We start from the raw sequence: 11897 nt of genomic DNA on the forward strand, positions 1-11897 counted from the left end.
GCGCGATCCATGGCCGATCCCAAACCCGCCACGGGTGCCTCGCCCGCGAAAAAGTCCGAAATGTCGGAGACGATCCGCTTCCTCCTGAAGCTCGCCCTGGTCGTCTGGATCTTTCGCAGCTTCGTCCTCGCGCCCTTCTCGATTCCGTCGGAATCGATGCTGCCGCGGCTGCTGATCGGCGACTATCTTTTTGTTTCAAAGTGGAACTACGGATATTCGCGCTGGTCGATGCCGTTTGGATTTCCGCCGGTGCCCGGCCGGCTGTTCCCCCGCACCCCCGAGCGCGGCGATGTGGTGGTCTTCCGTTCCAAGGGCGCCGACGACCATGACGTCATCAAGCGGGTGATCGGCATCCCCGGCGATACCGTACAGATGCGCGGCGGCCGGCTGGTCCTGAACGGCCGCGCCATTCCGAAGCAGCGCGTGGCCGACTTCGTCCTGCCGCTCTCGCCCAATTTCACCACGCGCGAATGCGAGGCGGATTTCGTCAAGAATGACGTGCAGGGACCGACCTGCCGCATTCCGCGCTACCGCGAAACGCTGCCGGGCGGGCGCAGCTATTATGTGCTCGACCAGCATTACATCCCCGATGCCGACGACACGGGCGTCTACACGGTGCCTGAGGGCAACGTCTTCCTGATGGGCGACAACCGCGACGACTCTGCCGACAGCCGCTTCCCCGCGGCAGAGGAAGCGCTGCCGGGCCAGGTGCAGGGCATGGGCTTCATCCCGATGGAGCGGGTCGAGGGCAAGGCGCTGGTGATCTTCTGGTCGACCGATGGCTCGGCAAATTGGCTGCTGCCATGGACGTGGTTCACCGCGGCGCGGTGGGATCGACTGGGCGGCGGCTTTGAGTGACCTCAGGCAATGGATCACCGATAATTTCGGTGAAGCCCCGCAGGATCTGAAGCTCTGGGAACGCGCGCTCACCCATGCGAGCCGCGGCGACGTGCACTATGAACGCCTGGAATTCCTCGGCGATCGCGTGCTCGGCCTCGCCATGGCCGAATGGCTGTTCGAGGAGTTTCCGGACGAGCCGGAGGGCGCGCTGTCGAAGCGTCTGAACGCGCTCGTCTCGGGCATCGTATGCGCTGACATTGCCCGCGAAATCGGCGTGCAGGCGCATCTCAGGCTCGGCAAGCAGGCGCGCGACGATGGGGCGAGCGACAGCGACAATATCCTGGGCGACGTCATGGAGGCGCTGCTCGGCACGCTGTTCCGCGAACGCGGCCTCGATCCTGCCCGCGCGGTCGTCCGGCGGCTCTGGGCCTCGCGGCTCCATGCCGAAGCCGTTGCGCCACAGCATCCCAAGTCGGCGCTGCAGGAATGGGCGGCGGCAAATAATCGCAAGCCGCCGGTCTATGAGGTGGTCGACCGGTCCGGACCGGGGCATGCGCCGCGCTTCACGATCCGGGTGACGATCCCGAAACTCGCCGAGGCAGTCGCCGACGGTGGCAGCAAGCAGGAGGCGGAAACCGATGCCGCGCGCACCCTGCTGAAGGAGCTGACGGCGGCCGCGCCGAAGCGCAAGAAGGGCTAGGATCGGCCGCCCGCCGGCCTGCCTGCGGCGCGCTACGGCCTCGACGCTGACCGTCGCGGCCAGTATGGCAACGGCGAAGAATGCAAGGAATGACCATGACCTGTTGCGGCCTTGTTGCCGTGCTCGGCGCCCCGAACGCCGGCAAGTCCACCCTCGTCAACGCGCTTGTCGGGCAGAAGGTGGCGATCGTGAGCCCGAAGGCGCAGACGACCCGCACGCGGTTGCTGGGCGTCGCGATCGAAGGCGACACGCAGCTCCTGCTGGTCGATACCCCCGGCATCTTCGATCCCAAGCGCCGGCTCGACCGCGCCATGGTGGCCGCCGCCTGGGGCGGAACGGAAGGCGCGGACGTCGTTGCGCTGGTGGTCGACGCCAAGGGTGGCCTCGGCCCCAAGGTCACCGACATTGCGGAGCGGATCAAGGACCGGCCCGAGCCCAAGTTCCTGATCCTCAACAAGGTGGACCTGGCGGACAAGCCCAAGCTGCTGGTGCACGCCGAAAAGCTGAACGCGCTTGTCCCCTTCGCGCAGACTTTCTTCATCAGCGCGGCGACCGGCGATGGCCTGCCGGAGCTCAAGCATGCGCTGGCCGCCGGCATGCCCGAGGGGCCGTGGCATTTCCCGGAGGACCAGGTGTCCGACGCCAGCGAGCGGACGCTGGCCGCGGAAGTGACGCGCGAGCAGCTCTACCTCCAGCTCCATGCCGAGCTTCCCTATGCGGCGACGGTGGAGACCGAGAAGTTCACCGATCGCGCCGATGGTGCGGCGGAGATCCACCAGCAGATCCTGGTCGAACGGCCGACGCAGCGCGCCATCGTGCTGGGCAAGGGCGGCGCGCGCATCAAGGAGATCGGGGCCAAGGCACGCGCGGAGCTTGCCGTCCTGCTCGACCGCCCGGTCCACCTCTACCTTCATGTGAAGGTGAAGCCGGGCTGGGACGAGGATCGCGGGGTCTATCGCGACATCGGGCTCGACTGGGTCGACTGACCGGCAAGTAATTCGTCCACCCAGGCCGGCACCAATGTGCTGGCCGGGCCGAGCCTGCTTTCATCGAACCAGCCGCTGCCGGCGGATTGATCGAGGTTCAGCTCCAGCGTCCGGGCGCCATGATGGCTGGCCAGCTGGACGAAGCCAGCCGCCGGATACACAGCGCCCGACGTGCCGATCGACACGAACAGGTCGCAGGTCGCGATCGCGGCCTCGATCTGCTCCATGCCGTAGGGCATTTCCCCGAAGAACACGATGTCGGGACGCAGGTCCCCCGCTGCGCACGCCGGGCATCGCACCCCCGGCGGCAAGGGATCGGGCCACGCCCGCCGTTCACCGCAGGCGGGGCACAAGGCGGAGCGCAGCTCGCCGTGCATGTGCAGCAGGCGCCGCGCCCCGGCACGCTCGTGCAGGTCATCGACATTCTGCGTGACGATCAGCAAATCCCCGCCCCATTCGGCGTCAAGCCGCGCCAGCGCGTCGTGCGCCGCATTGGGCGCCACCGCGTTGAGCGCGGCCCGGCGCAGATCGTAGAACCGATGCACCAGCGCCGGATCGGCGGCCAGCGCGTCGGGCGTGCAGACATCCTCGACGCGATGCCCCTCCCACAGGCCACCGGGACCGCGAAAGGTGGCAAGGCCGCTCTCTGCCGAAATCCCCGCGCCGGTGAGGATCAGGATGCTTCTCTTTTCGTTCATCGGTGGCAGCATAAGCGTTCGGTCCTCGACACGCGACTGCAACCGCCGCGTCCCACTCGACGTGCCGGAACAGCAACGATATCGGGAGCCCGCATGAACACCGAAGGACGCGCATGACCGCGATCGGAATCTATGGAAGCGAAGGCCGCATGGGGCGCGTGATCGCCACCATCGCGGAAGATGAAGGTGCGCGGATCGCGGGCGGCGTCGATGCGGGTGGCGATCCCGTCCCGCTGGCCCATGCAGCGGACGTGCTGGTTGATTTCTCCACCCCGGCAGCGCTGGAATCTCATCTCGCCGCCGCCGTCGCCGCGCGCACGCCGATGGTGATCGGCACGACTGGCCTGCTGCCGACGCATCACGCCATGATTGACCGCGCGGCGCAGGAGATCGCCGTGCTGCAGACCGGCAATACCTCGCTGGGCGTCACGCTGCTGGGTATCCTGGTGCAGGAAGCCGCGCAGCGCCTGGGGTCCGACTGGGACATCGAAATCGTCGAGATGCACCACCGGCACAAGGTGGACGCGCCATCCGGCACTGCCGTCTTGCTGGGCGAGGCGGCGGCGCGTGGGCGCCGCACGACGCTGAACGAGGAGCGGGTCGATGGCCGCGCCGGTCTGGTCGGCGCGCGCACCGAAGGGACGATCGGCTTTTCCTCGCTGCGCGGCGGCACCGTCGTCGGTGACCATCTGGTGGTGTTCGCCGGCGAGGGTGAGCGGATCGAGCTGGGCCATCGCGGGGAGGATCGATCGATCTTCGCGCGCGGCGCGGTGAAGGCGGCGCTGTGGCTCGCCGACCGGCCGGCCGGGCGCTATTCCATGGCAGAGGTGCTGGGGCTGTGACGCCCGCCCGATGAAGCGCGCCGACGTCTTCGAATTCTTCCGACGGCTGGCGGAGGCGAACCCGCATCCAGAGACGGAGCTTGAATCCGGCAACACCTATCAGTTGCTGGTCGCGGTGGTCCTGTCGGCGCAGGCCACCGATGCCGGAGTCAACAAGGCGACGCGCCGGCTGTTCGCGGAAGTGAAGACCCCGGCGCAAATGCTGGCGCTGGGCGAAGAGGGGCTGCGCGAGCACATCAAGACGATCGGCCTGTTCAACGCCAAGGCGAAGAACGTCATCGCGCTGAGCCAGGCGCTGGTCGACCGATATGGCGGCGAAGTGCCGGCGGATCGCGAGGCGCTCGAGCAGCTTGCCGGGGTCGGGCGCAAGACCGCCAATGTGGTGATGAACGTCGCGTTCGGCGCGGAGACATTCGCCGTCGACACCCATATCTTTCGCGTCGGTAATCGCACGGGGCTGGCCAAGGGCAAGACGCCGCTCGCCGTCGAGCTGAAGCTGGAGAAGGTGGTGCCGCAACCATTCCGCCTCCACGCGCACCACTGGCTGATCCTGCACGGGCGCTACATCTGCAAGGCACGCAAGCCCGAATGCTGGCGCTGCCCGGTCGCGGACCTGTGTGCGTTCCGGCCCAAGACCCCGGCACCCGCAGCGCCGCCCAGCAAGGCGGCTGCGGCGACCGCTCCCTGAATCAGGAGGCGAAGGCCGCCTTCAGCCGCTTGCGCAGCCGGCCGGGCATGAAGCGGCGGGCGAAATGCGCCTGCCGGCCAGCCTTGCCGACGATATATTCGCGCTCGCTGCCATGCGCCGCCTGCCAGACCATCTCGGCCGCTTCCTCCACGGTATAGACGGGTGAATTGCCGATCGCGTCGCGGATCGTCTGGTTGCTGCCCTTCGACCCCGCGTCGAGGATCGGCGTCTCCACGTAGAACGGCATGACGCAAGTGACGTCGACGCGATGCCGGCTCCATTCGGCGTCGAGCGCCTCGGTCAGACCGCGCACCGCGTGCTTGGTGGCCGAATAGACCGCGAGGCCGGGCGATCCGACGATGCCGGCGACCGACGCCACGTTGACCAGCCGGCTGCCGCGCGTCGCCTTCAGGTGCGGCAGGGCGGCATAGGCACCGTTGACCACGCCCTTGACGTTGATGTCGATCTGCAGGTCGCTTTCGTCGGGGGTCACATCCTCGAACATGCCGTAGCGCGCGATCCCCGCATTGTTCAGGAGGATGTCGAGGCGACCAGTCGTCCCGACGAACTCCTGCAGCGCACTGCGCCATTGGCCCCGGTCGCGCACGTCGAGCGGATAGGTGGAGAGGTTCAATTCCTCGGCGGCGCGGCGCATCCCGATCTCGTCAATGTCGCCGATCCCGACCGTCCACCCTTCGCGGGCAAAGCGCCGTGCCGCCGCTAGACCGATCCCCGACGCGCCGCCAGTGATGAAGATCGAACGCATATCGTGCCTCCCCCGCCCGTTCCCTGTGCCTGTGCCTGTGCCTGTGCCTGTGCCTGTCGTGCGATGGCGTGCGGCCCATCGCGCGCGAGCCGCACGCCCTCGCCTATCCCGCGCGGACCTCCCGAAAGGGGATCGTCCGATCGACTTCCGGCTCCTTCGGCAGCCCCAGCACGCGCTCGCCGATGATGTTGCGCTGGATCTGATCGGTGCCGCCGCCGATGGAGGTGAAATAGGCGTTCAGCGTGAGGAAGTTGGCGTCCTCCGCGCGCGGATGATCAGGCCCTTCGAGCAGGCTTTCCGCGCCCAGCAACATGGTGCGCACGCGTGCCTCCTCATGCAGGATGCGGCTCATCGCCAGCTTGCCAAGCGACATGATCGGCGACGAGGTGCCCTGTGCCAGTTCCGCCTTGGCGCGCTGCGTATTGAGCTTGTTGAGCGCGCGCCAGGCGATGACCTGCGCCACGTCCTGCCGCACCACGGGATCGGCCAGCCGCCCGGCCTCCCGCGCGAGGCCGAGCAGCGCATAATCGCCCTTCGGCCCTCCAGCGCCGGATCGCGGACCGCGCGCCGCATCGCCCATGACCGACCGTTCATAGGCGAGCGCCGTCTGCAGCACGCCCCAGCCGCCGTTCAGCGGCCCCAGAAGGCTCTCCTCCGGCACGAAGGCGTCGGTGATGAACACCTCGTTGAAATGCGCCTCGTCGGTGATCTGCCGCAGCGGGCGCACCTCGACGCCCTCCTGCCGCATCGGCAGGAAGAAGAAGCTGATCCCGCGATGCTTGGGCACGTCCCAGTCGGTGCGGGCGATCAGCATGCCGTAATCGGCAACCGCGGCGCCCGAGGTCCACACCTTCTGCCCGGTGACCCGCCAGCCGCCCTCGACCTTTTCCGCGCGCGTGCGGACGGCGGCCAGATCGGAGCCTGCGCCCGGCTCCGAATAGAGGAGGCACATGCCGACCTCCCCGGCGAGCAGTTGCGGCACGATCTTGCGCTTGAAGCTGTCGGTCGCGTGGGCGAGCGCGGTGTTGGCCCACAGGTTCGACCGGTCCTGCCCCGCCCCCGGTGCGCCGGCCGCGGCAAAGGCGCGCTCGACAATGCGGGCCTGTTCGTTCGACAGCCCTCGCCCGCCCCATTCCGGCGTCCAGCGCGGCACGGCCCAGCCGGCGTCGCGCACCTTGGCCAGCCATTCGCTGCGCGGATCGCGGCCGAAGCTTTCGTGGTGGGCGGGAAGCCCGGTCCAGTTCGCGGCGAGCCACGCCTCCACCTCGGCGCGCAGATCGTCGTTGGTCACGTCGTCGCTCATGATTGCGCCTCCAGCGCCTGAAGGTAGCGTTCGCGCCAGATCTGGCTGTCGCCGTAGAGCTGCGCCGCCGATCGCGCGCGCCGGAGATAGAGGTGCGCCGGATGCTCCCAGGTGAAGGCGATGCCGCCGTGCATCTGGATGCCGTCCTTCGCCACGCGGACGAAGGCGTCGGCGCAGGCGAAGGCCGCGAGCGCGATGGCGGCGTCCTTCGTCTCCGTCCGCTCGGCCAGCTGGCGCGCGGCGTCGCGGGCGGCGGAGGTGGCGGACTCGCTTTCGAGCAGCAGGTCGGCGGCCATATGCTTGATCGCCTGGAAGCTGCCGATCGCGCGGCCGAACTGATGCCGCTCCGTCGCGTAGGCGACCGTCATCTCGAGCATGCGGCGTGCCCCGCCCGCCTGCTCACCGGCGAGCGCCACCAGCGCAATGTCCTTCGCCGCGGCGATCCGCCCGCCATCCGAGACCGGCTGCGCCGAGCCGTGGAACGTCACGTCGGCCATGCGGCGGGTGCGGTCGAACACCGGCAGCGGGGTGACGGTCATGGCATCGCGCGCGACCGCGACTATCTGGTCATCGCAGACGACGAACACCGTGTCGGCAATGGCGGCGTCCGGCACGAAGCGGGCGACGCCGGTCAGCCGCTCCCCATTCCAGGCGACCGTGCTATGCCCTGCCCAGTCGTGCCGCCCGGCAAAGGCAACCGCCGCAATGCACGATCCGGTGGCGAGCCCCGGCCAGTCGGGACACAAAGTGGCGGCAATCGCGGACGAGATGATCGGGGCGGGCAACAGCGCGGCGCCGACCTCTTCCATCACCAGTTCAAGCTCGATCGGGCCAAGCCCGGTGCCGCCCGCCTCTGCGGGGACCAGCAAGCCCGGCAGGCCCAGATCGCACAGGGCGCGCCACAGCGCCGGATCGTGCCCGCTCTCACTGTCCATGATCCGGCGCACGTCCTGCTCGGTGCACCGCTCCGCCAGCAGGCGCCGCACCGTATCGACCAACGCCGCCCGCTCGCCTGCATCGAGCGCGACCGGCGCGGCCGCACGCACCAACGTGTCAGTCATGCCGCAATCCTGCCCGTGCGGGCCTTGGCACGCCGCTCGCCCTTGGCGATCTCCTTGTGGAGATCGGCGACGTAGCGCGCGAAATCGACCTGGATCGTGTGGCGCGTGGACTGGTAGTAATCGCCCAGCTCCACCGCCTCATCCTCGGCAGTAATGCGGCGCATGTCCTCGACGCTGGGCAAGGCGTAGCGGCCAGCGAGGAAGGCGCCCGCCAGCTTCGACTGCTGCTCGGCGAAATTGACCAGCGTCGGCAGCGGCTGGGCAAGGCCCATGAAGAACAGGTCGTCGATGCCCGGGATCACCATGCGCTTGAACAACGGGAACCGGTTCTGCGCGTCGGGGAGCAGCGCCGGATCGTCGAAGAACGGGAAGCTGATGCGGTAGCCCGTGGCGTAGATGATCGCGTCCACATCCTCAACGCTGTCATCATCGAAGCGGACACGTGTGCCCTCCAGCGCCTTGATATTGGGCTTGAACTTGATGTCGCCACAGCTTGCCCGGGTCAGGAACTCGCCCGAGACGCTGGGGTGCGCGTCGAGCGGCTCGTGGTCGGGCTTGGGCAGGCCATAATCCTCCATTCGCCCGACCAGCTTCTTGATCGCGCGGCGGGCCAGCGCCTTGCCGAGCTTACGCGGCATCCAGGTCGGCATGGCGGATTTGTCCATCGGCTTGCCGCCCGCCATCTTGGGCAGCACCCACACGCCGCGGCGGGCCGACACCCACAGATTCTTCGCCAGGTGCCGCTGCGACAATTCGCTCGCCACATCCATGGCCGAATTGCCCATGCCCACGACGACGACGTTCTTGCCGCGCAGGTCGACCGGATCATAGGGATCGCGATAGCTGTGAACGTGGAAGTGCGGCCGATCGAACGTGCCGGGATATTCCGGCACGTTGGGGTCCCAGTGATGGCCGTTGCAGACGAACAGCACATCGTAGCTTCGCGTCTCGCCGGTGGACAGGGTGACGTCCCAGCCGCCGCGGGGGCGCCGCGACGCGCGTGTCACCTCGGTATTGAACGTGATCTGCCGACGCAGGTCAAAATGATCGACATAGTCGCGGAAATACTGGCAAAGCTGCGCGTGGCTGGGGAAATCGGGCCAGTCGGCCGGGACCGCATAATCCTCAAACGCGAGCCGCCATTTCGATGTGTCTATGTGCAGCGACTGGTAGCAGGCCGACCGGCCGTTGGGATTACGATAATACCAGTTGCCGCCGATATCGTCCGACATCTCGAAACAGTCGAACGAGATCCCTTCATCCTGCAACCGCTTCGCCGTCGTGAACCCCGAGCAGCCGGCACCAATGATGCAGGCGCGCTTGCTAGTCGTCATTTCCCTCTCCCCGGCTGCTCTTTCCCGGCAGCCATAACGAAAGTTATGATGGCCTGAAGCGGAGGCCGAATCAACAGGCGCCGGCGGAAGAGGATGCAGGGGAGAGGATGATGCGGTTTCAGGACAGGGTCACCGTGATCACGGGCGGCGGCTCCGGCATCGGCGCAGCAACGGCGCGGTTGATGGCGCGCGAAGGGGCGAAGGTCGTGGTGGTCGATCTGGCCGAGGCGCCGGCGCGCGCTGTCGCGGACGAGATTGGCGGGACCGCGATTACCGCGGACGTGGCGGACCGCGCGTCGGTGGAGGCGTTCGTCGAGGCCGCGGTGGATCGCCACGGACGGATCGACATCCTGGTCAACAATGCCGGCATCGGCTGTTTCGGGCGGACGCCCGATCTGGCGCCGGACAACTGGGAACGGGTGATCGCGATCGACCTCAACGCCGTCTTCTACGCCTGCCGTGCCGCAATCCCGCACATGACCGGGGGGAAGGCGGCGATCGTCAACACCGCCTCCATTTCCGGCATGGCCGGCGACTATGGCTTCACCGCCTATAATGCGGCGAAGGCGGGGGTGATCAACTACACCCGCAGCCTGGCGATCGACCATGCGCGCGAGGGCATTCGCGTCAACGCGCTGTGCCCGGGCCTGATCGCCACCCCGCTCACTGCCGGTGCGAAGGCGATGCCGGGCCTGGAGGCGGCATGGCATGACACCATCCCGATGGGCCGCGCGGGCACGCCCGAGGAGATGGCGGACGTGATCGCCTTCCTCGCCTCGGACGCGGCCTCCTATGTCACGGGTGCGATTGTCGTCGCCGATGGTGGCCAGACCGCCTGGACCGGCCAGCCCAACCTTCTACGCTTTGCCGCAACCGCATCAGCCGCCGCAGGAGAAACCGCATGACCCCCAGCTGGTCCCCCGCCCCCGAAAGCGGCATCACCATTCGTAAGGTCGTCGCCAATGGCCAGACCTTTGAAGTGGCGGAGGCTGGCCAGGGTGATCACCTCATCCTGTGCCTCCACGGATTTCCCGAACTCAATTATTCCTGGCGTTTCCAGATGCCGTTGCTGGCTGGCATGGGATATCGCGTGTGGGCGCCCAACCAGCGCGGTTATGGCGCGTCGTACCGGCCCAAGGGGGTCGCATCCTACACGGCCGACAAGATCGTCGAGGATGCCGCCGCCTTGTTCGACGCCAGCGGCGCCAGGAAGCTGACGCTGGTCGCGCATGACTGGGGCGGGGCGATCGCCTGGCTGTTCGCGATCTGGAAGAAACGGCCGATCGAGCGGCTGATCGTGATGAACCTGCCCCATCCCGCGTGCTTTGCGGAGGCGCTGAAGCATGGGCCGCAGCGCCGGCGCAGCTGGTACATGGCGTTCTTCCAGCTGCCGTTCCTGCCCGAACGGATGATGGGTGCCCGCAATGCGCGCGGCGTGCGCGAGTCATTCCGCGGCATGGCGATCGACAAGAGCCGGTTCCCCGCCCAGGTCCTCGACGTCTATGCCGAGGCCGCCCAGCGCCCCGGCGCGCTGACGGCCATGATCAACTGGTACCGCGCCGCTGCCCGCCATCGCGCGAGCATGCGGATCGGCGACGGCAAGGTCGATGTGCCGACGCTGATCGTCTGGGGGGAGCAGGACAAGGCGCTCGGCCTGGAAACGCTCGAGGGCACCGACCGCTACGTCGCTGACCTAACCATCCGTCGCCTGCCCGGCGTATCGCATTGGGTGCAGCAGGAAGCCCCGGAAAAGGTCAATGCGATCCTGATGGACTGGCTGCCGCGCGCGGACGAGTGATGGCGGGCATGACCGGCGGGCGCGGGGCCGCTCAGCGGCTCCGGGGCGTGGTGACGAGGCAGTGCCCGCTGCCCGTCGCGAGCGCCCTGCCCGCCTCGCTCCAGATGCGCACCCGCCCGCTGATCAGCCCGTCGCCGGACACGTCGCTGTCGGCATCGCTCAACAGCCACGCGCCCGCCGGCTCGCTGCCGTGGAAATAGACGGTCAGATCCAGCGATGGGGCAAGATAGCCGGCCGCTTCCTCCAGCCGATGCCAATGACCCGGCCAGATGCCGAGGTCGATCAAGAGCGCGGTCCGCATCGCATCGAAGAACAGGTCATCGGCCTGCCCCTCGTCCCACTGCGTAAACCGCATCCAGCGGCGCTGGTTGGGATGCTGCGCGGGCGGATCATCGTGGAGGCGGAACTCGACCGGGCGGCCCTCCAGGTTCTTCCAGAACTTGCCGGGCTGGATACCTCGCTCGGCGCTCAGCTCCTCCTGGTTGCGCAGCACCGCCGGGCGGGGAACGTCCGGCATCACGGGCTGGATCGGGGCGGACGGTTCGGCACGCCGGGTGGTCCAGACCTGAGACAGGAAGATCGGCTGCCCGTCCTGTGACAATGTGACCGCATAGAGTGCCGACGCGCCTTCCTTGAGCGGCGTGATCGAGATCTGGAGCTCGCCCGGCTGGGCCACGCGCACGAACTGGCCGGTCAGAGTTACGGGCCGGTGGCCGTCCAGCGCGCGTTCCCGCACGGCGCACAGCGCGATGGCCGCAAGGTAGCCGCCGGCTGGCCCCCAGATTTCCCAGTCGCGATCAAGCGTGGCGACATAGCCATCGCCCGCCGCTCGTAGCGCGGTTGCCTCGATCAGCCCTGCCATGATGCGACGCCCTTCGCGG

General features: G+C 67.9%; 13 protein-coding genes. 7 read left to right on the plus strand and 6 right to left on the minus strand.

All coding sequences use genetic code 11. The features are described from left to right. The first annotated feature begins 9 nt into the window (after positions 1-9). From lepB to era, 3 genes are all read left to right on the plus strand, one after another. Entirely contained in the window at positions 10-858 is an 849-nt protein-coding gene (gene lepB, locus CA236_RS04330) for a signal peptidase I (RefSeq protein ID WP_125944689.1), read from the plus strand. Continuing rightward, a complete protein-coding gene (gene rnc, locus CA236_RS04335) occupies positions 851-1540 on the plus strand; it encodes a ribonuclease III (protein ID WP_241212513.1) in 690 nt (229 codons plus the stop codon). The genes lepB and rnc overlap by 8 nt, the downstream gene beginning before the upstream one ends. Positions 1541-1629: 89 nt before the next feature. Continuing rightward, entirely contained in the window at positions 1630-2526 is an 897-nt protein-coding gene (gene era / locus CA236_RS04340; protein ID WP_125944691.1) for a GTPase Era, read from the plus strand. Here the strand turns inward: era and CA236_RS04345 are convergent. After that, positions 2493-3224 (minus strand): NAD-dependent deacylase, encoded by a 732-nt coding sequence (locus tag CA236_RS04345; RefSeq protein WP_125944692.1) that lies wholly within the window; start codon positions 3222-3224, stop codon positions 2493-2495. The two genes, era and CA236_RS04345, sit on opposite strands and share 34 nt — an antisense overlap. 113 nt (positions 3225-3337) lie before the next feature. Here CA236_RS04345 and dapB point away from each other — a divergent pair, with 113 nt between their 5' ends. Further along, positions 3338-4066 (plus strand): 4-hydroxy-tetrahydrodipicolinate reductase, encoded by a 729-nt coding sequence (gene dapB / locus CA236_RS04350; protein ID WP_046411276.1) that lies wholly within the window; start codon positions 3338-3340, stop codon positions 4064-4066. 10 nt (positions 4067-4076) lie between these two features. Next, positions 4077-4754, plus strand: a complete 678-nt coding sequence (gene nth / locus CA236_RS04355) for an endonuclease III (RefSeq protein WP_125944693.1) — start codon at positions 4077-4079, stop codon at positions 4752-4754. Between the two features lies 1 nt (position 4755). On the opposite strand, the gene CA236_RS04360 is transcribed toward nth, so the two are convergent. From CA236_RS04360 to CA236_RS04375, 4 genes are all read right to left on the minus strand, one after another. Further along, the gene (locus tag CA236_RS04360) at positions 4756-5520 is read right to left on the minus strand and encodes an SDR family oxidoreductase (RefSeq protein ID WP_046411278.1); all 765 of its coding nucleotides are present in this window, start codon (positions 5518-5520) and stop codon (positions 4756-4758) included. A gap of 103 nt (positions 5521-5623) precedes the next feature. Continuing rightward, the gene (locus CA236_RS04365; protein WP_125944694.1) at positions 5624-6823 is read right to left on the minus strand and encodes an acyl-CoA dehydrogenase family protein; all 1200 of its coding nucleotides are present in this window, start codon (positions 6821-6823) and stop codon (positions 5624-5626) included. Next, positions 6820-7884: an acyl-CoA dehydrogenase family protein gene (locus CA236_RS04370; RefSeq protein WP_125944695.1), complete on the minus strand. Its 1065-nt coding sequence runs from the start codon at positions 7882-7884 to the stop codon at positions 6820-6822. The genes CA236_RS04365 and CA236_RS04370 overlap by 4 nt, the downstream gene beginning before the upstream one ends. Further along, the gene (locus CA236_RS04375; protein WP_046411282.1) at positions 7881-9218 is read right to left on the minus strand and encodes an NAD(P)-binding domain-containing protein; all 1338 of its coding nucleotides are present in this window, start codon (positions 9216-9218) and stop codon (positions 7881-7883) included. Before CA236_RS04375 ends, CA236_RS04370 begins: the two co-directional genes overlap by 4 nt. A 107-nt stretch (positions 9219-9325) precedes the next feature. On the opposite strand from CA236_RS04375, the gene CA236_RS04380 reads away from it, so the two are divergent. Next, a complete protein-coding gene (locus CA236_RS04380; protein ID WP_206430507.1) occupies positions 9326-10123 on the plus strand; it encodes an SDR family NAD(P)-dependent oxidoreductase in 798 nt (265 codons plus the stop codon). Beyond that, positions 10120-11016 carry an alpha/beta hydrolase gene (locus CA236_RS04385; RefSeq protein WP_125944696.1) on the plus strand — a complete coding sequence of 299 codons (897 nt, stop codon included), beginning with the start codon at positions 10120-10122 and terminating at the stop codon, positions 11014-11016. Before CA236_RS04380 ends, CA236_RS04385 begins: the two co-directional genes overlap by 4 nt. 31 nt (positions 11017-11047) lie before the next feature. Here the strand turns inward: CA236_RS04385 and CA236_RS04390 are convergent, their stop codons facing one another. Then, on the minus strand, positions 11048-11878 hold the full coding sequence (locus CA236_RS04390; RefSeq protein ID WP_125944697.1) for a thioesterase family protein: 831 nt from the start codon (positions 11876-11878) through the stop codon (positions 11048-11050). Between the last annotated feature and the right edge of the window lie 19 nt (positions 11879-11897).

It is taken from the genome of Sphingomonas sp. ABOLG (assembly GCF_003950435.1).
GTDB classification, from domain to species: domain Bacteria; phylum Pseudomonadota; class Alphaproteobacteria; order Sphingomonadales; family Sphingomonadaceae; genus Sphingomonas; species Sphingomonas panaciterrae.